The 21,406-nt window shown below is 52.8% G+C and carries 23 protein-coding genes and 1 pseudogene; 9 read left to right on the top strand and 15 right to left on the bottom strand.

The features are described from left to right. Positions 1–31 precede the first annotated feature (31 nt). The 4 genes from KNP81_RS04590 to KNP81_RS04605 form a co-directional block, all read right to left on the bottom strand. The gene (locus KNP81_RS04590) at positions 32–895 is read right to left on the bottom strand and encodes a DegV family protein (protein WP_214718755.1); all 864 of its coding nucleotides are present in this window, start codon (positions 893–895) and stop codon (positions 32–34) included. A gap of 89 nt (positions 896–984) precedes the next feature. Beyond that, positions 985–1,497, bottom strand: coding sequence for a methylated-DNA--[protein]-cysteine S-methyltransferase (locus KNP81_RS04595; protein WP_214718756.1), 513 nt, complete (start codon positions 1,495–1,497; stop codon positions 985–987). After that, positions 1,484–2,383 carry a DNA-3-methyladenine glycosylase family protein gene (locus tag KNP81_RS04600; protein WP_214718759.1) on the bottom strand — a complete coding sequence of 300 codons (900 nt, stop codon included), beginning with the start codon at positions 2,381–2,383 and terminating at the stop codon, positions 1,484–1,486. The genes KNP81_RS04595 and KNP81_RS04600 overlap by 14 nt, the downstream gene beginning before the upstream one ends. Next, a complete protein-coding gene (locus tag KNP81_RS04605; RefSeq protein WP_214718761.1) occupies positions 2,340–2,927 on the bottom strand; it encodes a bifunctional transcriptional activator/DNA repair enzyme AdaA in 588 nt (195 codons plus the stop codon). Before KNP81_RS04605 ends, KNP81_RS04600 begins: the two co-directional genes overlap by 44 nt. 208 nt (positions 2,928–3,135) lie before the next feature. Here KNP81_RS04605 and mprF point away from each other — a divergent pair, with 208 nt between their 5' ends. Beyond that, complete coding sequence (gene mprF, locus KNP81_RS04610; RefSeq protein WP_214718763.1) at positions 3,136–5,634, top strand: bifunctional lysylphosphatidylglycerol flippase/synthetase MprF; 2,499 nt, start codon at positions 3,136–3,138, stop codon at positions 5,632–5,634. Positions 5,635–5,783: 149 nt separating this feature from the next. On the opposite strand, the gene KNP81_RS15220 is transcribed toward mprF, so the two are convergent. Genes KNP81_RS15220 through KNP81_RS04625 form a run of 4 tightly spaced genes read right to left on the bottom strand, consistent with a single transcriptional unit; the run spans position 5,784 to position 7,379 of the window. Further along, complete coding sequence (locus tag KNP81_RS15220) at positions 5,784–6,065, bottom strand: DUF1349 domain-containing protein (protein ID WP_251130271.1); 282 nt, start codon at positions 6,063–6,065, stop codon at positions 5,784–5,786. Next, positions 6,016–6,357 (bottom strand): DUF1349 domain-containing protein, encoded by a 342-nt coding sequence (locus tag KNP81_RS15225; RefSeq protein ID WP_251130272.1) that lies wholly within the window; start codon positions 6,355–6,357, stop codon positions 6,016–6,018. The genes KNP81_RS15220 and KNP81_RS15225 overlap by 50 nt, the downstream gene beginning before the upstream one ends. Then, a complete protein-coding gene (locus tag KNP81_RS04620) occupies positions 6,341–6,871 on the bottom strand; it encodes an NUDIX hydrolase (RefSeq protein WP_128123836.1) in 531 nt (176 codons plus the stop codon). The genes KNP81_RS15225 and KNP81_RS04620 overlap by 17 nt, the downstream gene beginning before the upstream one ends. A 13-nt stretch (positions 6,872–6,884) precedes the next feature. Beyond that, a complete protein-coding gene (locus KNP81_RS04625) occupies positions 6,885–7,379 on the bottom strand; it encodes an LURP-one-related/scramblase family protein (protein ID WP_128123835.1) in 495 nt (164 codons plus the stop codon). A gap of 249 nt (positions 7,380–7,628) precedes the next feature. Between KNP81_RS04625 and KNP81_RS04630 the strand changes: the two genes are divergently transcribed. Further along, complete coding sequence (locus KNP81_RS04630) at positions 7,629–7,934, top strand: hypothetical protein (protein ID WP_251130273.1); 306 nt, start codon at positions 7,629–7,631, stop codon at positions 7,932–7,934. Between the two features lie 78 nt (positions 7,935–8,012). On the opposite strand, the gene KNP81_RS04635 is transcribed toward KNP81_RS04630, so the two are convergent. The 4 genes and pseudogenes from KNP81_RS04635 to KNP81_RS04650 all read right to left on the bottom strand — a co-directional run bounded on the left by KNP81_RS04635 (position 8,013) and on the right by KNP81_RS04650 (position 13,099). After that, on the bottom strand, positions 8,013–8,663 hold the full coding sequence (locus KNP81_RS04635) for a FusB/FusC family EF-G-binding protein (protein ID WP_214718765.1): 651 nt from the start codon (positions 8,661–8,663) through the stop codon (positions 8,013–8,015). Positions 8,664–8,794: 131 nt separating this feature from the next. After that, positions 8,795–9,061 (bottom strand): CD3324 family protein, encoded by a 267-nt coding sequence (locus KNP81_RS04640; RefSeq protein WP_034780358.1) that lies wholly within the window; start codon positions 9,059–9,061, stop codon positions 8,795–8,797. 275 nt (positions 9,062–9,336) lie between these two features. Continuing rightward, the gene (locus KNP81_RS04645) at positions 9,337–12,111 is read right to left on the bottom strand and encodes a glycoside hydrolase family 3 C-terminal domain-containing protein (RefSeq protein ID WP_214718768.1); all 2,775 of its coding nucleotides are present in this window, start codon (positions 12,109–12,111) and stop codon (positions 9,337–9,339) included. Then, positions 12,108–13,099: pseudogene (locus KNP81_RS04650) on the bottom strand (alpha/beta hydrolase). The gene KNP81_RS04645 and the pseudogene KNP81_RS04650 overlap by 4 nt, the downstream one beginning before the upstream one ends. Before the next feature lie 133 nt (positions 13,100–13,232). On the opposite strand from KNP81_RS04650, the gene solA reads away from it, so the two are divergent. Then, on the top strand, positions 13,233–14,372 hold the full coding sequence (gene solA / locus KNP81_RS04655) for an N-methyl-L-tryptophan oxidase (RefSeq protein WP_214718770.1): 1,140 nt from the start codon (positions 13,233–13,235) through the stop codon (positions 14,370–14,372). A 99-nt stretch (positions 14,373–14,471) separates the two neighbouring features. After that, complete coding sequence (locus KNP81_RS04660) at positions 14,472–15,917, top strand: DEAD/DEAH box helicase (protein WP_214718772.1); 1,446 nt, start codon at positions 14,472–14,474, stop codon at positions 15,915–15,917. Between the two features lie 295 nt (positions 15,918–16,212). Here the strand turns inward: KNP81_RS04660 and KNP81_RS04665 are convergent, their stop codons facing one another. Next, positions 16,213–17,406: a DUF4317 domain-containing protein gene (locus tag KNP81_RS04665; RefSeq protein ID WP_214718773.1), complete on the bottom strand. Its 1,194-nt coding sequence runs from the start codon at positions 17,404–17,406 to the stop codon at positions 16,213–16,215. Between the two features lie 256 nt (positions 17,407–17,662). Between KNP81_RS04665 and KNP81_RS04670 the strand changes: the two genes are divergently transcribed. Further along, positions 17,663–18,295, top strand: a complete 633-nt coding sequence (locus KNP81_RS04670) for an HNH endonuclease family protein (RefSeq protein ID WP_214718775.1) — start codon at positions 17,663–17,665, stop codon at positions 18,293–18,295. Between the two features lie 19 nt (positions 18,296–18,314). Then, on the top strand, positions 18,315–18,557 hold the full coding sequence (locus KNP81_RS04675; protein WP_214718776.1) for a hypothetical protein: 243 nt from the start codon (positions 18,315–18,317) through the stop codon (positions 18,555–18,557). Positions 18,558–18,829: 272 nt separating this feature from the next. Here the strand turns inward: KNP81_RS04675 and KNP81_RS04680 are convergent, their stop codons facing one another. After that, a complete protein-coding gene (locus tag KNP81_RS04680; RefSeq protein WP_214718777.1) occupies positions 18,830–19,315 on the bottom strand; it encodes a peptide-methionine (S)-S-oxide reductase in 486 nt (161 codons plus the stop codon). Between the two features lie 105 nt (positions 19,316–19,420). Here KNP81_RS04680 and KNP81_RS04685 point away from each other — a divergent pair, with 105 nt between their 5' ends. Genes KNP81_RS04685 through KNP81_RS04695 form a run of 3 tightly spaced genes read left to right on the top strand, consistent with a single transcriptional unit; the run spans position 19,421 to position 20,632 of the window. Beyond that, positions 19,421–19,939, top strand: coding sequence for a hypothetical protein (locus KNP81_RS04685; RefSeq protein ID WP_251130274.1), 519 nt, complete (start codon positions 19,421–19,423; stop codon positions 19,937–19,939). 1 nt (position 19,940) lies between these two features. Next, entirely contained in the window at positions 19,941–20,204 is a 264-nt protein-coding gene (locus KNP81_RS04690) for a hypothetical protein (protein ID WP_029596428.1), read from the top strand. Between the two features lie 56 nt (positions 20,205–20,260). Next, on the top strand, positions 20,261–20,632 hold the full coding sequence (locus KNP81_RS04695; RefSeq protein WP_029596429.1) for a VOC family protein: 372 nt from the start codon (positions 20,261–20,263) through the stop codon (positions 20,630–20,632). Between the two features lie 49 nt (positions 20,633–20,681). On the opposite strand, the gene KNP81_RS04700 is transcribed toward KNP81_RS04695, so the two are convergent. Continuing rightward, positions 20,682–21,398, bottom strand: a complete 717-nt coding sequence (locus KNP81_RS04700) for a hypothetical protein (protein WP_214718780.1) — start codon at positions 21,396–21,398, stop codon at positions 20,682–20,684. Between the last annotated feature and the right edge of the window lie 8 nt (positions 21,399–21,406).

Genomic DNA, 21,406 nt, shown 5'->3' on the forward strand with positions numbered 1-21,406 from the left:
AAGCCGTCTCTTTCCCGAGACGGCTTTCGTTTTATTTCTCCACAAAGAACATCGAGATGGCCCCGAGACCGACGTGCGTCCCGACCGAGACGCCCATCTGCATCAGGTAAATCTCGCCTTTGAAGTCGGATTCGGCTTGAATCTTCGCCTTCAAGTTCTCGGCAATCTTTTGATCTGACGTATAGCCGATGATGACGAAGTTCGTGATAGCTTTGTCGCAGCGTTTGATGAACTCGTCCGTATAGTGCTTGAGCACTTTCCGCGTTCCCCGCTCTTTGGCGACGATGGCGCCTTTCCCGTTCTTCATGCTCATGATTGGCTTGACCATCAACAGCTTGCCGATGATGGCACTCGCGTTCGAGATGCGTCCGCTCTTAATCAAGTGGTCCAAATCATCGACCGACAAGAAGTGCTTCACTTTCATCTTATACGTCTCATTGAACTCGACGAGCTCCTCGAACGTCGCCCCGGCTTCGCGCATCTGGGCACTCTTCATCAAGAGCCAACCGCTCCCGTGGCTCATCGAGCGTGAGTCGACGATATGAATCTTCACCGTCGAATCGGGATGCGCCTCTTCGAAGTACTCTTTTCCGAGCACGGCCGATTGATACGATCCGCTCGTCCCGCTCGACATACAGATACATAAAATCTCATCATGTCCGCTCTCGACGGACTCTTCCATCAGCTTCATAAATGTCGCTGGGCTCGGCATCCCCGTCGTCGGGAATTCCGGTAGCGCTTCCAACATTCCGTAAAACTCATCGGGCTGGATGTCGACGCGGTCCTCATACGATTTGTTGTCAATCGTGATGATCAGCGGCGCGACGCCGATGTCATATTTCGCTAAAATCTCATCAGATAAATCACAAGTTGAATCTGCCAATAATCTAATCATAGTACCCTCCAAAAATCGCTCCTGAGTGACAAGAATCGCCCTAGACCACTACGTCGATTCAGACGTCACGATAGGACTTCTCCATTGTATCAGATATGGAGGGGTAGATGTTTTTTTGCCAGGCCTGAATATGTGTTGGCTTGTTCGTGCCGAAGCAGCCATTCCTTCCGCCACAGTCCGCCCGCATAACCCGTCAACGTCCCATTCGATCCGATGACGCGATGGCACGGGATGACGATGCTCAACCGGTTGCGTCCGTTGGCACTGCCGACGGCCCGGACGGCGCGGTCCCGACCTAGTTTCACGGCCAATTCTCGATAAGACGCCGTCACGGCATATGGGATTGTCGCCAACGCCTGCCAGACATCTTTCTGAAAAGGTGTTCCCTCGACTTCATACGGGAACGTAAACGTTTGCCTGCGTCCGTCGAAGTACTCCTCGATTTCTCGGTAGCACATCGTCAACACGTCTGGCGTCGACTCATCCGCTTCAAAGCGGACGTCATCGCGTTCGACGAACAGGATGGAACGGATGGTCATCTCTGTCCCGACAATCTCCAGAATGCCAATCGGACTCATATAGTCCAGTCTATACGTCTCCATACAATGACCTCCATAAATAGAATGTGGCGTACGCTTCCCATCCGGCAAACCGTTCCCCGTACAACCTCACTTCGTTCGCCGTCAACTTGTCGCTTCGCCCGAGGTGATGCTTCAACGCTTGGTGCAGACCGGCGTCCGCGACCGGGAACGCCGTCGGGTCTTGGAAACACTTCATCCGCACATACGCGGCCGTCCACTCCCCGACACCGCGTAAGTTCAGCAACCGTTCATGCATCACGTCGGGTGGCTCGCTGCGCAACTGCTGTTTCGACAATCGTCCGTCCGTCATCTTCTGGGCGATGCCGATGATATATTCTGCTTTCCGGGTGCTGAATTGAAGCGGTCTCAGTTCACTCGGGTCGAGGAGCGCGATCGTCTCTGGGGTCGGGAAAGCCCAGTACGTCACGCCGTCCACTTCCCGGGATGGTCCATATTGCTCGACGAACCGTCGTTTCAGCGTATAGGCGAACGAGAGTGTGATCTGTTGACCGATGACGGCCCACGTGAGCGCCTCGAACAAGTCTGGGAACCCGATCAGACGCAGCCCCACGTACTCTCGGACGAGCGGACGCAACAGTTCATCTGTCTCAGCCATTCGCACGAACGTCGCGACGTCTTGGTCGAGGTCGAACCATTCGTGGACATATCGTTCCACCTGTTCTTGTTCCGTGCTCGTGATGACGTCTTCCCGGAACCTGATGACGAGCCCTTGGGACGTCTCCGTGATGTCCCCTAGCAGCAACCGTCCGTCCACATCGAAAAGCTTTGAGACGGACGCCTCGCTTGCGACATGCATCACTTCATCGTTGGATCGTCGCAGAAACTGCAGATATTGCTGAAAATCAAATGGAGGAGTGACCTGAATCTCGAACGATGAACGGTTCATCGGCTCCCTCCTTTCGATACATGCTCGGTGAACAGCCCTTTAGGCGACGGAAGACGCGATAAAAGTTGGATGGGGTTTGAAACCCGACCTCATAACAGATGGCGAGATTGCTCATGTCCGTCGTCCGCAACAGATGGGCCGCCTTGTCGATGCGAATCTTTTCGAGCAGACGGCGCGGCGTCTCGCCCGTCGCTTGCGTGAACGTCCGCTCGACATAAAACGGGCTCAGGTTGACGTGCTCGGCAATCTCCTCGAGCTTGAGCGGCCGTTTGTAATGCGTGAGCACGAACGTCGTCACGTCTTGGACGAGTGCGCTTGCCGGGCTGCGGTCGACTTCGGGCTGGCATCGTTTGCACGGCCGAAAGCCGGACGACTCCGCTTCAGCCTTCGTCTCGTAAAAATCGACGTTCTCCCGCTTCGGCTTCCGCGAGCGGCACGAGGGCCGACAGTAAATGCCGGTCGTCTTGACCGCGGTATAGAACTGCCCGTCATACGCCGCGTCGCAGGCGAGCACTTTCTCCCACTTCTCTTCAAACGTCAGCATCTCAGTCCCCCCTTTTGTTTCACTGTAGCAGATTGATTTTTGTTCACTCGTCCTGTTTCTTGCGCTTACAGTCTACATTCGCGCCATTCACGAATCTCATTGATTTTGAATCCGTCTTCGCTTCTGACTCGTACTATGATTACACGACTCAATTGAGTACACTTTAGCTAATCAAGATTTCGATAGTTTGTCAGAAGGAGCACATACGATGCAAAAGCGAATTTCCTGGAAACAACTGAAATGGTTGCTTCCATTCCTATTGATTGGATTGATTCTTTATCAGAGCGGTCAAGAGCTCCAAAACTTGTCGCTTGCCGCGGCGTTTCAAACGTTAGAGGCGTTGACGGGTTTCGAACAGATTACCTTGATCGGCCTCGGCCTCATCGCCGTCTTGTCGATGACCGGATACGACTACTTTTTATTGCGTTCGCTTGACGTCCATATCCCGCTCTCGAAACTGCTTCGGGCGGCTTGGATCACCAACTCGATGAACGGTATGATCGGGTTCGGCGGCGTCATCGGCATCGCGCTCCGGACGTCGCTGTATCGACCGTATACGGACACGAAGCGGTTGCTCCGGGCCATCGGATGGATGACCCCGACGCTCATCAGTGGCTTGTCGCTGCTGGCCGCAGGTGTGCTGCTCGGGCTTTTCCCGGCCAGTGCACTCACCGGAACGAAACAGTGGATTTGGCCGGTGCTCGTCGCGACACTCGCCGTCCTACCGCTCTACATATACGTGACGCGGAAGCGGTCGAACTTGGATTGGCCGACATTGCTCGGTTATATCGCGACGTCGCTTGCCGAATGGGTGACGGCTGGACTCGTCGCCTTGTATGCCCTACATCTACTCGGAGGCGAGGCGCCGCTCACGGCCATGATGGGTGTCTTCATCGTCGCGACCATCGTCGGGGTCGTCTCGCTCGTCCCGGGTGGTGTCGGTTCGTTTGATCTATTATACCTCGTCGGGATGACCCAGCTCGGCATCGACCAAGAGATTGTCCTGTCTTCCTTGATCGTCTATCGCTTCGTCTATTTCATCGTTCCGTTCATGATCGGGCTGTTTTTGGCGGCGCTCGTCTTCGGAGACCAGGTCGTCAAACAGATCGAGTATAAACCGATGATCGGGTCGTCTTATGAAATTGGGACCGTCGTCTGGCGCATCGTGTCGCGTACACTTGCCAAGACCGGACGGCTCGCCGGAAGCCTGATTGCATTGATGACGAGCCTCGTCCTGTGGTTTCAGACGTTGTTGCCGAGCGTGTCACCGCTCTATTCGACTGCCCTTTGGTTACAATGGATCGGTACGCTCGCGCTGTTCAGCGCCGGTCTGTTGACACTACTGACCACGTTCGGGATGTACATTCGGACGAAGCGTGTGCTCTGGCTCGTCGGGGTCGCAGTTTTCATTGCCAGTATCGGTGTCATCGCGCGCGGCTTCAATCTGTTTGAAGCGTTCGTCGTCGGTGGGTTCGCTTTGTTCGTCTGGTTGACCCGGACCCAGCATAGACGCTATCGCTCCATCGTGACCGTCAGCCGCGTTGTCCGCAACGTCTTCTATGTCGGCCTCTATGTCGACACGCATGCGTTCCTGCTGCAGTCGTTCAGTCAGACCGACACGATTTTCTTCGATCCGGAAGCTGCCGCCGGGTTGAGCATCGCCGCCGTCGTTTTGGCCGGGTTGCTGATGATTGGCGTATTCATGCTGTTCAACCGCTTGAAACGTCCGAAGCTCGGCTCGTCGTTTGAACCGTCCCGCTTCGCGGCGTTTCAAGCCACGCATGCGACGACGAGCGCGTTCGACTTGGCCTATATGAACGACAAACTCGTCTATTATGGGCCGGACGACGAGGCGTGTCTCTTGTTCGCCGTATCTGGCAATCACGCCATCGTCCTCGGGGATGTGCAAGGAGCGCGAGACGCCGCGTCACACCTGTTGCTCGCCTTTATCGAAGAGACGGACCGGCTCGGCTATATCCCGCTCTTTTATCAAGTCACCCCGGACTGGATGCCGCGCCTGCATGATGCCGGGTTCACATTCTTCAAGCTCGGTGAAGAGGCGACGGTCGATGTTGCCACGTTCTCGCTCACTGGCAAAAAGCGTGCCAACATGCGCTCGCTCCACAACCAATTTACGAAGCGAGGCTATACGGCTGACATCGTCATGAATCCGTCTTCCGAGCTGATTGCGTCATTGCGCGGCATCTCGGAAGACTGGCTCGGTAATCGAAGTGAGAAAGGGTTCTCGCTCGGCTTTTTCAACGAGCGGGCCTTGTCCCACTATCCGGTCGCCCTCCTTCATGACGAGACGGGACAAGTCGTCGCCTTCATCACGTTGCTCCGCGGCAGTGATACTGTCTCCATCGATTTAATGCGCTCTAAGAATGATGCTCTGCCCGGCTCGATTGAGGTGCTGATTCTCCATGTAATCGAGTGGGCACGAGCCAACGACTACGCCTACGTCGGCCTCGGCATGGCGCCACTCGCATCGGTCGGTGAGCACACATTCGCGTACTGGCCGGAGCGGATTGCGGCCGACATCTTCGAGAACATCAGTTACATCTATCCGTTCAGCGGGCTCCGTCAATTCAAACGCAAGTTCACACCGAGGTGGGAAGCCAGGTATTTGGCCATCCGCAAGCGTCGGAAACTGCTGCCGTCCTTGCTGCGGACGGCACGGTTGATCAGTCGGAAACGAGAGTCTTAAACACGAAAGAGCGTCTCACATGCGAGGCGCTCTTTCGTGTTACGTCATGAGTGAAATGTCGGGCATCTAAAACTGATACATTCTCTTTAATAAGATGCATTTCTGTGTTCAACTCTTCTTTTAACGAATATGATAGCACCGACCTTATATCAAGTCGATGCTTCCGTAACTGTCCAATCTGAAATTGTGACGTTGAATCCTGGCGCCTTCGGATCCGGACTACAGGCGTACGGTCCGATGCGTAACGTCGAGACGTCATGGAGGTGAGCGATTCGCAACTGTTCACGCGTGCCCCCCTCGTATTCGAAGAACACCTCAACATCGCCATCGGTGTAGGCGAGTTCAAACGTCAACGGTTCACGGATGGCGTCGTTCGGGAAATCACGTGTCGACCAATCCGAGTAGCCAAAGGACGTGAACGACGGCCCCAAGGTGTGACGGTCCGTCCGGAATATATTCGACGGACGTCTTAAGCCAATGCTCGTCGTTAACGTATAACAGGATGCCGGCCTGGTCATATGTATGGCTCGGATCCATCTCAATCGTCGCGCGACATGTGAACCGCTTAGACGACACATCCGTCACCAAAGCGTGGGCCGTCATCCGGTTGAACCCGTAATGGGTGTTCCGCCAAAAGTCGGTGTCGGGTGCTGTCTGGAACGTCAAGCTTTCACCGAGACTCACTTCGTCTGGTTCATTGATCCACTTATATGACTTCCACATGATTGATACCTCCCCATTGTCCTCGCATCGCGAACAGCAACGGAATCATCGGTTCGTGATACGGAATAAATTTCCCTGACCTGATCATATCAAGAATCGTCGCCTCATCCGCCCATTGCACGGCTTGCACTTCTGATGGTTGGAGCGTCAACTCATCGAGGTCAACTTCTGCTTCGACGAGATAGATATCATCGAACCCTTCGTCAAAGTTGACCGTCAAATGGGGCCGTGTGTTAGATAAATCAAGTTTCAGCCCAATCTCTTCTTCAAGCTCGCGCATCGCCGCTTGTTGACTCGTATCGCCGACCGTGGCGCTACCGCCGACGGTGATGTCCCACATGTTCGCCCAACCGTCTTTGAACGGTTGGCGCTGCTGAATCAACATCTGTCCATCCTTGTTGAAAATGCAAACGTGGATGACGAGATGATAATCATCTTGAGGAAGGCGTATCCCTCGTTGCCACGTTCGCCCTGTTTTCTTGCGGTCTACATCATACACATCCCAAAACTCCATCGTTCCATCCCCTTTACGTCGCGGCGCTCGAAGATGCCGCTTGATCTGCTTTGACGCAGTCGATGGCGACGACGATTGAGATGAGTAAGTGTTCCATCGTATCATCGACTACTCGAATTTCGTACGTATCGCCCCACGTTAGCCACTTCTTTTGGACACTACCGATGACATGTCCGTTTTGGCGTACTTCGAAGTTCATATCCCACCAGTTGCCATCGACTTCAATCCCGGCTGCATCAATTGTGTAGCGCGGCTTGAAGAACGTGAACTCTTTTGAAATCGTTAACGTCTCCTCCCCCTCGACATCGACGTAAAATGTCGGCAAAAAGCTGAATGTCTTTTTCGTGATCGTCGTAATCTCGTATCCATTCTTGTCAGAAATCGTGAACGACTTCGGTAACTTCATAAAACTACCTTCTACAAAATAAAGATCGTTCTCATCTGCATCTTTGATACTGAACCGGCCACGTAGGCTGAAAACCTTTTGTTTCATGTAGAGCGTGTTCATCGTCATCCCTCCGATTGTATGTGGTACCTTATATACGAAACCATACCCGAAATCGATTCAGAATCTTTCAACACGCAACGTGAGGTGGACTAAGGAGTTCTAGAATGTCTGTCAACTCATTAACGATGTAGTCCGCTTGGTGTACATTCATTAACATACTCGAATCAAATCGTTGGGAACATCACTTTCGTCATCGATTTTCATGATTATTTCCCGGGACAAGGCTGGTCAGATTTCGTTGCTATCGTGTTGACACGGTGGATTGACAATGGCCGCGCCCTCTTATTCGCCCCGTTGCAGGAAACCTACTCATTCCAATTCATGGACGGTCCAATTCAAATATCTGCTAAAAAAGTGACCGGCACAGAAGTTGAGCTCACATTGATAGAAGAGGATCGTCCCCAAACAATCATGGGAACGGTAACACTTGTGGAATTAACAAAGGCACTCATCAAAACGAGCCGGCAGTTAATTAACGCCGCAGACCGAAACGGATGGAAAAACGAGGAGATCGACCAGCTACGTTATGCCGTCAAATCGCTTCAGGCATACTAATAGAGAACTAAGCATTAGCATAGCTAGCGATCTATTAGGCTCTATGCAAAAAAGATCGACGGACAGTCGATCTTTTACTCACTCTGTCAAAGCTGTTTCGACGAACGTCATTAAGCCGTTAAGATTTGTCATTTTTTCGTTGCACGTGGCACTATCTGTACAGATATATGTCCCAATCGCTTTATAATAGTCAGGATTTTTGGCTTGTTTTGCTTTCGTGATAGTCACACAATATGAGACTTCTGCCAACTGATTACAGAAGGCGCAAATATTTTTCTTCGCATTTGAGCTTGCCTTAAGCTCGATCCCAATCAGCTGATGATTCTTTTCGCAAAGGATATATTTCCGATTGGAACGCAGGTCGTTCCAGCTCATGTAGGACATACGATTCACATTAAGTTCCGCTGCGTCTGGAAGTCTTAGTTTTTTCTGTTTGGGAAACATTTTTTTCACTTGCTGTTCCGACACTTGCGGAAACGACCGGACGTGAGGTCTTAGCTCATCTATAAATCTGTCATAGGCTTCGTCGGTTTGTAACTTTGATACGTCCAACATGGCAAGCTGAGCTGATGTCGCTTCAGGAAACAGAAAAGCAATTTTGGCATTGGCCAAATCGATGACGGCTTGTAACACGGAAGACGGTAAACTTTTCTTTCGACTATCTCGAATCGTCTCGACTTGTTCTCGAATGTAATTAAATTGGTGGTTCTCAATAAAACGCTCTAGCATATTCAGTCATCCTTTCTCAATCCTGACTTCTTTTAGTGTAAAGGATTTTACAAAACAAGATTGCACCGACTTCAAGTTAGAACTGTTTTATACAAAAACGGCACAATCGCAACTATGCGACGTGCCGTTGATTAATTTGAAGAGTAAACGATTTTTCGAATGGTCGTGACCGCCAAATGATAGTCAGCCGCCAACTCCTCGACCCGAGTCCCCTTCGCAAAAGATGTTCGAATCGCTTCATTCCGCTGTTCAAGCAACTGTTTGCCACCACTGACTGTTCCCCAGCGCTTCTTTTCTTGACCGGTCCGGGGCACATAAAGCGTCTCCCCTTGGACGTATCGTTGAACTTCTTGAAGCAACTCCTCTGGAAGGACATGTTGCGCATTTACGTACTTCATCTCTGCTCGCTCCTTATAAAAAATCCGACAATAAGGAAGCAAAGCCATTGTTGTAACGTACTAGATTGCGATCAAATTAACCGTTCTGCCCCATGCAAATGATCGCCTTTGTGACAACTGGCTTTGCATGAGTGATTGAAGACTTAGAAAATCTCAAACGATTTTCCACGTATATGCGCCCCCCTTTCAAATCACAAGATGTTGACCCCATTATACAAAACATCTCGTGATGTTTAAAAGGCAGGCGAACATATACGATGAAGAGCTCTTGTTGATCATCCGTTTTTCATGCTGAACGAGTCCGCGAGCGTAAACGTGATGTCTTTCACGTCGAGACCGCCAAGTGCGAAATAGAGTTGCAAGTAGTTATGTTGATTCAGGAAGAATACTTGCTTCGTCTGCGTCACCCATTCGCCGTCCGTTCCGTTGAACGTGAACGTCGGGCCCGGGATGTTGTTGGCGAACAGCGTGACCGGCATCTGGGCAAGTTCGCCCGCGTCCGATTTCGCCGTGATTGTCACGTCGTACGTGCCTGTCTCATCGACCGAAACAGCAAAGACGTGGGTGTTCCCCGTCGATGTGTCGGCGTCACTCATGCTGACGCTTTCCCCGTTTTCGAGGTGGCGATACGTCACATCGAAATCGATCGCTTGTCCGGCCTCTTCGTCGAGCCCGACCACCTCGACCGTGCCGTCATGAATGCCGAGCTCGCGCTCCATCGCCGGTGACTGTAAGACGAAACGACAGATGTTCGCCGCACTCCGGAGCAGTTCACCACGCGTCAATGTCCCATCAGCGAGCGCCGCGCCCGTGTTGTCATCGAACGAGTTCGTGTCCGGACGGTCGACGACCATATATAAGTCGTTTTGCGACTGGACCATCGCCGCCGTGTTCTGACGGTTCGCCGGCTCGTTTTCATGGTGATTCACTTTCGCCCACCAGTCGGTCATGACGATACCGTCAAAGCCCCACTCGTCGCGGAGGACGCGTGTGTTCTGGTCATAGAGTCCGGCCGTCCATACCCCGTTGACGGCGCCGTACGTCGTCATGATCGATGTCGCCTTGCCTTCTTTGACGGCCATCTCGAACCCTTTCAAGTAAATCTCGCGTAGCGCCCGCTCCGAGACGATTGAATCGATATCGTGACGGTGCGCCTCTTGGTTGTTGGCGCTGAAGTGTTTGAGCGTTCCCGTCACGCCGACGCGATGCATCCCGTTCAATTGAGCGATCGCCATCTTGCCGGTCACGTGCGGGTCTTCCGAGAAGTACTCGAAGTTCCGGCCGTTCAGCGGATTGCGGTGGATGTTCATCCCAGGTCCGAGGAGCGTATCGACGCGGTTTTTCCGCATCTCAAGTCCTGTCATCTCGAACAGGTCTTCCACCAATTGGACGTTGAACGTCGAGGCGAGGAGCGTCCCGTTCGGAAGGGCGAATGCCTTCGTCCCGATATCCATCCGGATGCCGGACGGGCCGTCCGCGCAACATGCTGCTGGGATGCCGAGTTCGTTCAAGCGGTCCGATACCCCGCCGAATGCGGCGGCCGTCCCCGGCGTCACGCGCGGCGAGTTCATCCCTTGTCCACGAACGATGCAGGCGAGATCCTCATCCGTCAATTGATCGAGGAACTCATCGAGCTCGACCTTGCCGGCGTAAACGTCCTTCAGTGTGATGCCGTTGTCACCGGCGTAGTCGCGCGTGACCGGACGTTCGGCGAGGTAACGTGCCTCGACATCGAGCGCACGGAGCGGCGTCGGTACGTACTCGACCAAATAGCCATGCTCGCCGAGGACTGGTTTGAGTCGGTCGAACGGAGTGACCGGGGCCATGTTCTCGCTGAGCCTTTCGACGACTTGAAGAGATGCCACTTCATACGTGAACACCGGTTGGGCCGAGCGAACGTCGGTCCCGAGGTGAAGCTCGTATGTGCCGGCCTCGAGAACAAAGCTCGACACGTGTCCGGTCGCCCCGTTGTCGTCATAGCTCGCAAAGTCCGTGACCGGGACGCTGAGTGTGAGCGTCGTCCGTTCCCCCGGTGCGAGTGTGTCTGTCTTATCGAAAGCGACGAGCGAACGCGCTGGATTCCCTAGCGTGCCTTGTGGCTTTTCGACGTACAGCTGAACAACTTCTTTTCCTTCCACAGCGCCTGTGTTCGTCACATCAACGGTCACCGTGATCACGCCGTCCTGTTCGTTCGCCGTCGCGACGTCGGTCGTGAACGTCGTATACGACAAGCCGAACCCGAACGGATAGAGCACCGAATCCTTAGCGAACGTCTCGAAATAGCGGTAGCCAACGTAGATGTCTTCTTGATAGATGCCCTTGTCCGCATGACCGAAATTTTTCGTCGATGGGTAGTCCTCAATCGATTTGGCAATCGTGTCGGTCAGCTTACCAGATGGCGTGACGACACCCGTCAAGACGTCGACGAGTCCAGTGCCACCTCCCATTCCGCCTTGCCACGTATAAAGAATCGCGCTCGGTTTGTGCGCCCAATCCATGTCGATGATATTGCCGACGTTCAAGACGACAGCCGTCTTCGTGAATGTCTTTGATACCTTCTCAATCAGCGCCTGCTCGATGTCCGTCAACAAATAGCTACCCGGATTGGCCGTGTTATCCCGGTCCTCACCGGCCGTGCGTCCGATGAAGATGAGCGCCAAATCAGAAGCCTCGGCCGCTTTCGCGACAAGCTCGTCCGTTACCATCATCTCTGGCTGCGACCACGGTTCACCGGCCCAACCGACACCTCGGTCGAACGGATTCGCCTCGACCCACGTCTCATACGTCTTAAGAAGCGATGCATTCAATTGAATCCCTTCGGTCGTCTGGAGCGCCTCGAGCGGACTCGTCACATGCGAAACGTTGACCATCCCGCCTGATCCTGTACCGCTCTTGTAGTAGTTGAATTGGCTGCGTCCGAACACAGAAACGGTCGTCCCCGCTTGAATCGGAAGCGTCGCGTGCTCGTTCTTCAAGAGGACGGCCCCTTCTGAGACGACTGTCCGCGCCAATTGTTTATATGTATCCCAGTTCAATGTGTAAGTCTTCATCGTGTCATCTCCTTCATTCCATTTGCGATTTCAATCATGCAGTCTTCGGCTTGCGGGTAGTCGCCGAGCTTGTCCATAAAGGCGTGGTCCATCCCGCGGTATTGAATCAGTCGCGTCGGTACGCCGTCGCGTGCGAGTTTACGCGCATACGCCTCGCCTTCGAGACGAAGGTAATCGTATTCGGCCGTGATGATCAAAGCCGGCGGTAAGCCAGTCACATCATTCGCGAACAACGGGGAGACGAGCGGGTCGGTCAGTTCGGCCTTGCCTTGTAAGTACACGTGATTGAGCCTAGATTGACGACCGGATAAATGAGCGCCTGGAAACGAATCATGTTCGTCTCGTTCGATCGGTCGAGTAAGCAACAAGCGGTCGCCAAGTTGCCGCCGGCACTGTCGCCGGCGACGGCGATGCGATCCTGCCGCACGTTCAACTCTTCAGCCTGATCGTATACCTATTCAACCGCTCGGAAACAGTCGTTCAGCCCGGCCGGAAACGGATGCTCCGGTGCGAGTCGGTAATCGATCGAGACGACGAGAGTGTTCGCTTTCTCGGCGAGCAGTTTACACGGGTTCTCCACCGTATCGAGCGTCCCACCGAAGAACCCGCCGCCGTGAAAGAATACGATGGCCGGTAACGTCTCTTCCGTACGCGGCCGATACAGGCGTGCCGGGATGTCACCGTCATCGCTCGGAATCATAACGTGGTCTGTCGCGATGTCCATCGTCGTCACGTCACGGTTCGGCCAACCCATGCTGGCACGGGCCGTCGCCAAGTCGAATGACGTTTCCGGCTCGGCTGCAACATAGCCTTGGATGACGGCCAGGACGCGCGGGTCCAAATCCCCGCTGACATCCGAGTCGAGAATCGGTTTGATGATTGTCTCGACACGGTCTATTGTGTGGACTTGTCGAGCTGTCTCGAGTTGTTCTGCCAATACACGATACGTCTCACGTGAATTCAACATGATATGTAGTCCCCTTTCCATAGGCAAAATTGACACGTAGATTCAATTCCCTGATTCCTTACTGATTCGTCCTACTCAACAAGAAAAAATTGACAATTATCCAGCTTTTCCATACCATTCTACTAATGCTCCAGTAGAAAGGATTGATGTCCATATGTCACAACCAGTACGATATGATGTCGCCGTCATCGGCGCCGGCACGATGGGCATGTCAGCCGCCTCGTTTTTGACGGAACGCGGTGCCCATACGCTCGTTATCGATGCGTTCGACCCGCCTCACAACAAAGGTAGTCATCACGGGGACACCCGGATGATCCGACATGCCTACGGGGAAGGTCGTGCGTATGTCTCACTCGTCAAACGGGCCCAAAAATTATGGGAAGATCTCGACCGTACGTCGCAGTATCCTATTTTCAAGAAAACGGGTGTCCTCGGTATCGGGCCACGCGATTCGGCGTTTCTCGGTGAGACGATTGCCTCGGCCGAAAAGTATGACTTGCCGCTCCAGCGTTTGTCGAAAGGAGACATCGAGACACGTTGGCCCGGACTCTCGATTCCAGACGACTATATCGGTTGCTATGAGACCGAGTCGGGACTGCTCTACAGCGAGAACGCGATTCGAGCGTATCGCGAACGAGCCACCGCAAATGGCGCCGAGCTCGTCATGAACACGCCGGTCGAGTCACTCGAATTCCATGAGGACGGGGGCACCATCGTCACGTCCGAGGCGACGTTTTACACCAAGAAAGTGATTGTCACAGTCGGGGCCTGGGCGAAACAACTGCTCCCCGACCTGTCGCTCCCGCTCGCACCGACCCGGAAAGTCGTCGGTTGGTTCGAGGCTGACGAGACGCTTTATTCGGATGCGTCGTTCCCGTCGTTCTTCGTCGAGGACGATGACCGGATGTTCTATGGATTCCCAAGTCTTGACGGGGCCGGACTAAAAGTCGGACGGACCGACGGCGGTCAGGCCATCGATCCGAACCTACATACGCAAGACTTCGGTCGCTATGAAGCCGACGAAGGCGATTTGCGCCACTTCCTCGCGACGTATATGCCAGAGGCGAACGGTGCCTTGAATCAAGGCAAGACATGCCTGTATACGATGTCGGACGATCACGACTTCATCGTCGATGTTCATCCCGAACATCACAACGTACTCATCGCCTGCGGTTTCTCAGGTCACGGCTTCAAGTTCGGCAGTGTCATGGGCGAAGTGCTGAGTCAGCTCACGCTAGACGGGCAAACATCGTTCGATTTGAGTCGCTTCCGTCTCGCTCGTTTTCGTGCATGAACGACGAACCGCTTCGTTTCGTGTATAATGAAGCGTAATCCAAATTGCTAATGAAAATTTCTCGAATAGAAGTTTCTTACACGAAAAAGAGGTAAAGCTATGAATCAACCACGCTTTTCAGACTATCGCCTAAGCGAAGACATCCAGCGCGCGCTCGGCATCATGAAATACGAATCACCGACCGAAGTCCAACAGAAAGTCATCCCGCTCGTCCTCGAGCGCCAAGACTTGGTCGTCAAAGCCCAAACCGGCAGCGGGAAGACCGCAGCGTTCGGCATCCCGGTCACGGAACTCATCGAATGGGAAGAGAACAAGCCACAAGTGCTGATTCTCACACCGACGCGCGAACTTGCAGTCCAAGTCCGTGAGGATATGACGAACATCGGTCGTTTCAAACGCATCAAGGCGACCGCCGTCTACGGGAAAGAACCGTTCTCGAAACAACGTGAAGAATTGAAGCAGAAGACGCACATCGTCGTCGGGACACCGGGACGCGTCATGGACCACATCGAACGTGAGACACTCGTTCTCGATAAAATCGATTACTTGATTATCGATGAGGCCGACGAGATGTTGAACCGAGGCTTCCTCGCTGACGTCGAGGCGATCCTCCAAGAATTGCCACGCGACCGTGTGACGATGGTGTTCTCGGCGACGTTCCCGAACGATATCGAGCGCCTGTGCCAGAAGCACATGAACGAACCAATCCGTGTCGCCATCGAATCGAGCGGTGTCACCGCTTCGACGATCGAACACGGCTTGATTGAAGTGCGCCGAGAAGACAAGCTCGCTGTGCTGAAAGATGTGACCGTCGTCGAGAATCCGGACAGCTGCCTCATCTTCTGTCGGACGAAAGAACATGTCGACACGGTGTATACCGAGCTCGATCAGGCCGGTTACTCGTGCGAACGCCTCCACGGTGGCCTTGAGCAAGAAGAGCGTTTCGCCGTCATGGAAGGGTTCAAGATGGGCAACTTCCGTTATCTCGTCGCGACCGACGTCGCAGCACGTGGAATCGACGTCGATAACGTCAACCTCGTCATCAACTATGACGTGCCGATGGAAAAAGAGAGCTACGTGCATCGGACCGGACGCACAGGCCGTGCCGGCAACGCCGGAAAAGCGATCACGCTCGCGACGCCTCACGAGGGCAAGTTCGTTCGCGCCATCGAAGCATTCATCAAGTTCGATATCCCGGAGATGGATGCACCGACTGAAAGAGAAGTCGCGCGCAACCAAGCCGCATTCGAAGAGAAGTTGAGCGGTCGACGTGTCGTTCGCAACAACAAGACGGCCCGAATCAACCAAGACATCATGAAGCTTCACTTCAGCGGCGGGAAGAAGAAAAAACTCCGCGCCATCGACTTCGTCGGTACAATCGCCAAAATTCCTGGCGTGTCGGCTGACGATATCGGCATCATCACGATCAACGACCAGATGACGTACGTCGACATTTTGAACGGCAAAGGCTCACTCGTCCTTCAGGCGATGGAATCGACACCGATCAAAGGGAAGAAGTTGAAAGTGAGCAAGGCAAAAAAATAATCATCACTCCAACCTCAATACCTCTCCACGCGGAGCAGGTTTGAGGTTTTTTATTGAATTCACCCGTATCGAAAGCGCTTTCGATAAACTTTAAAAAAATAAGACTCATCGAGAGAGCGCTTTCAAGAGCATCATACCGATAACCGTTCCGAAATTCAACCATCCTCACGTGATTGACAAAAAAAGGCTCAGACGATTGTCTGAACCTCAGTCTTCCAAATGAAGAAAATCAATCTTATCCTCTCGAATCGAACGATGGCTCGATTGGATAGCAGGGGCGGTCATCCGCTTAGAGTCAGTCCAACAGTTCTTCCGAGATCAGCTTGAATCCTTCGATTTCCGTGTCTTCTTCTAGTTCAATCAACAGGCAACGTTTCCCTTTCACGTTCACTTGTCTCACGTACTTCAAGTCTTGCGGGCTGATCGAGATATTGGCGACTTTCGTATTGATTTTAATCGACTTCGACGTGTACTTCGGGACGACGCTGCTCGCCTTCATCTCATATTGGCGGTCGTCGACAACTTGTTGGAACGCCTGCTCGACCTTCTCCGTCGTCACGTCCTCGACCCCACTCGCTTTCAACACGATTTCGACGGTTCGTGCATCAATCATCGGGACGGTCTCTTCCTCGTCCTCACGCTCCGCCTCAGCGAGAATCATTTGGTTAATTTCATCGTAAACGGTAGCGAGCGTCCCCACGTTCACTTCCTCGCCGATGACAGTTTTGACGACTTCCTCGAACATCGCCTTCTCCTCGACCGCCGTCACAATCTCGGTGCCGTTCAAGACGTTCTCGATGAAGCCGAAGTCTGGTTGGTGTGCTTTCTGGGCTGCATATAAGATGTGGTTGACGTCGGCCGCGTTGTCCGTGAAGCACGGGAACATAAACCCACCGATTGGGGCATCGAGCTTGATGACGGGATTGATGAAGATGTTCGACTTGAACTCCCGCTCGATATAGTCGAACACGAGCGACTGTTTCGGGAGCTCGGTCTGATTGATGCTGCATAGGATGAATCGTGACGTCCACACTTCGTCGCGCATATCGATTTCTGTCTCTTCAGAATGACGACGCGTCGGCTTATTGTATTTGAAGCGGATGAACGTGACGACCATATCTTTCTCGAACGGCGCCTCCTGGACCATCTTTAGCGCGACCCGCTGCATCATGCCAGCCCATTCTTCGATGTCGTCGGTCCGCAGTGCTTCATACAACAACGTCTGCGTATGATCGGTCTGTCCCGCTTCAGGATGTTGGAACTTCACTTCGAACAGTTTCTCATCGATTTTGCCACCGAGCACTTTCTTGAAGTTGGCGAGGAACAACTCTTGGTGCTCCTGCTCGACGAACGGGAACGATCGTAACTCCTCGTAAAAAATCTCGTTACTGTCTTGGCGAATATAAATATTATAAATATCAGCGATTTTGACCGCTTCCGCATTCAATTTGAAATGCTTCCGAATCGCTGCGATGTCTTTTTGATTCATTACGTACCACTCCTTCGTCCTTTACTACAAACCGACTTTATTATACCAATAGTTAGTGCCTGCGCGTATGTCAGTAGTGCTAAAGCCGGGACGTCTGATGTCATGTATCATGTCCCTGACCTCAACTTTTATAATCGTTAGATTCATTTTTTGTAAATTTGCGTATTTCTCACATCCTTGCCATGTATAGTCGATGTGCATCGTGCGTTTACGATGCAAGTCGTTCCGTCGTCATACATACTTAGGAGGCACAAACATGTTCAAAAAATGCATCAGTTCGTTGTTCGCCATCATCTTAGTCGCTACATCGCTCCATCTCACGACCCCGACCGCTTCGGCGCTCCCGCCTGGCATCCCGTCGAAATCGACCGCGCTGTCTAAATTGAACGCGTTGACGGTGAAGACAGAAGGATCGATGACCGGTTATAGCCGTGACTTGTTCCCGCATTGGAGTAGCCAAGGGAACGGGTGTAACACGCGTCACGTCGTCTTGAAACGCGACGCCGACTCGGTCGTCGACGAGTGTCCGGTCACGACCGGTAAGTGGTACAGTTACTATGACGGCATCATGTTCACGTCGCCGTCTGACATCGATATCGATCACGTCGTCCCATTGGCTGAAGCGTGGCGTTCAGGGGCAAGCAGCTGGACGACAACGAAACGTCAAAGCTTCGCAAATGATTTGAACGGGCCTCAGCTCATCGCCGTCTCGGCCAGCTCAAACCGTTCAAAAGGGGACCAAGATCCGTCGACATGGCAACCGCCACGTACCGGTGCACGCTGTGCCTATGCGAAGATGTGGGTTGAGACGAAGAGCCGTTGGGGCCTCAGCCTCCAATCGACAGAAAAGACGGCCTTGCAAACGGCCATCAACGCCTGCAGCTATTAAGTTTTGAAAGGAGTTCACGATGAACCAGCAATCTTCAGTATTTAAAGCATCCCACGGTGTCATGACCGAGGAAGTCGGCGTCATCAGTGGAGATCTTGAATTACGGACGACATGCCAGGCAGACGGCACGCTCGAGCTCGCCATCACATACGTCGGGGCGGCCGAATGGTACACATTACCCGGGAAAGACTACAAACTGCATGACGTGCGCGACCATGAGGTCGTGCATCAACTGATCGTGAACGTCCTCGAGCGGGCGTAATGTAGAAAGGAGCCTCGACACCTAGTTCTGGTGACGAGACTCCTTTTTTGTTACGTGCTTACTTCACCAGTTTGACGATGGCACGAATGATAAGGAAACTAACCCCGATCACGATTCCAGCCAACAGCAAACTGGCGCCACCGATGATGCCGAGTGTGAACATAATGGTCCTCCGTGATGACATGATTATGGTTTACCTTGACCACTATATCATCTGCCGCACCATCACATAAGCTAGGTTTATTTTTTCGTTACTGCCCGATTCAACATCTCTATTTATGCGCGGCCCGCTTATATTTCTCGAGCAGTGCTTGCGGGATGTGGCAGTAATCGTCCGGGCATCGCGCGAGCCGGTCTTGATGCTCGTCCGCGCTCCGGACGTAGTTCGTGAGCGGACACACCTCGACCGCGATTCGGTCCGCGTCGCTGCGACTGTCGATAAACGTGCGCGCGGCTTCCAAATGGCGCGGGTCTGTACTATAGACGCCGGTCCGATACTTTTCACCGACATCCTCGCCTTGGCGATTGACGCTATACGGGTCGATGATTTCGAACAAGTAGTGCATCCAATCCTCCATCGTGACGATGCTCGAATCGAACGTCGTTTTGACGCATTCGGCGTAACCGTCATATGGTCCGTTAAGCGTATCCGTCGTCCCGTTCGCCCGTCCGGCCTCCGTTTCGATGACACCGGGTAACGTCTTGATGAACGCTTGGACGCCCCAGAGGCATCCTCCCGCTATATATACCGTTTGCATCCAATCATCCCCTTAAAATTTTAGTCAATAATTCCCACGATTCGGTAGAAATGCGCTACGATAAACTCATATCTTTTATCGGTGAACAGCTACGGGGGACTTACATTGAAAAAACTCATGTGGACCACTTTTTGGACCATCACCATCGTCGCAACCATATATTCTGTCACGACGGGAGAGTCGTTTGTCTCGATGAGTCAGTCCGTTTCGGTTGATCATCAAGAGATGGAACGCTATTTGTCGACCGAAGTGATGGAACCGAACTTCGGCGGTGACGTGTGGACGTCATATCAAATACTCGACACGAATACGACGAAACATGAAGTGTACGTCTGGGCGCTCATCCAAGAGTACGTGCAAGAAGGTGATCGCTTCGAGCAAGGTTCGGGCATGTCCGTCCCCCTTGTATTATACCTTGACGACGATGACGAATCATTTACGATTCAAGGTCATCGGTTGCCGCGTGACGGCTCGTCTTATCCGACCGATTTATGGACCATGTTCCCGGTTCATGTTCAACTCGCGATTTCTCCGCATCCAGACGGGATCGTCACCAAACTACACGAACAAATGGAAGTAAAAATTTTGCTGCACCAGCAAGCGAAACATGGAAAGGAAGATTGACTTGAAGATCACGAAACGCGCGATGCTCCTCTCGACCGCGCTTCACCTGTTGTATTTCGTCGCCACGTTCGGGGTCGGATTCATCCGCACACTCAATTATGAACCTGATATCATCGCCGAGGCGGGCAACGTCACCACGCTTCACAACGAGGTGGCCATCGGGACGACCGGGTCCCCGTTCATCTACGTCTTCACATGGATCGGCCTCGCCATCGTCCTGGCGCTAGGAATGTTGACGGTCCAACGGATTCGCCAAACGCGTTAAACAAGGAATACATGCACCACACACGTAACAGACGCTATGTTTAGGAGGGATATCGGTTGAATCTTATTCAGCAAATCAGACAAATCTATGTACCGGTGCACGATTTGGATCGCGCGGTCCGTTTCTACCGGGACACGCTTCAACTTCCGCTCTTATTCCAAGCTGGCCAGCTCGCCTTTTTAGAATGCAGCAGTGTACGGCTCATGTTGTCGCGTCCTGAGAATGAAGACTTTGCCAAAGCGAGCTCCGTGCTGTATCTCCAAGTGAACAATCTCACTGAGGCGTATGAACAGCTTTTGGCGAAAGGCGTTCAGTTTATCGACGAGCCGCATCTCGTCGCGAAAATGGAGAACCTCGAGACGTGGATGGCTTTCTTCAAGGACTCGGAGGGCAATACGCATGCGTTGATGAGCGAGCTTCGAACGTGATGCGCGAACATACAAAAAGGAAATCTACGCGATTGTAGATTTCCTTTTCTTATAGATAGCCGAGCCGTTTCAAATCCTCATAGACGAGAGACGATAGGAGCGTTCTCCCTTTCCCGTTCAAATGGTCCGGATTATGAAAGTACTCGCGCTGATGGATAAACCGTTCGTCAGTCATGTAGTTCAGGAACGGGACGTCCAACTCGAGCGAGGCCAAATGTTGATGGACGAGTCGGTCCATGACCGCTTCATCAAAACAGGCGTTGTAAGACGCGTGGACCGGCTCCATCGCCAAGACGACGCGATAGCCTTTCGTCTGACAATACGTGACGATGTCTGTCACGCGTTCCATATTCTGCTCGATGTCACGATTCTCCACAGCTTGTTTATACTGGGCTTCGACCATCTCGTATTTTCGTTCCGAATAGTTCTTGCCGTTATTCACCCACAGTTCGTGCGACTCCCACCTTAAATCACGAATGTCTCGCGACAGCGCCGTATAGACGCTCCCACTGTTCAACGCGGGAATCGACGTGTACGTATAGTAATCGAACGTGCTGACCGGTTCGATGTCTTCCCGGTCCAACACCTGATAATAATTTTCTTTCCGGCCAATCTCCGCATTGCTGAACGTGATTTGCGAGAGTGAGACGATGACGACCCCACCCGGACGCAGATGTTCATCAAACTGCTTCAACATCTTCCAGTCATACTCAATCGTCTGGCTCGACATCGGATAATCGGGTTGCTCATTGAAAAAAACGGCCATCGCTGTTC

Source organism: Exiguobacterium sp. s149, assembly GCF_018618395.1.
Lineage (GTDB): Bacteria > Bacillota > Bacilli > Exiguobacteriales > Exiguobacteriaceae > Exiguobacterium > Exiguobacterium chiriqhucha.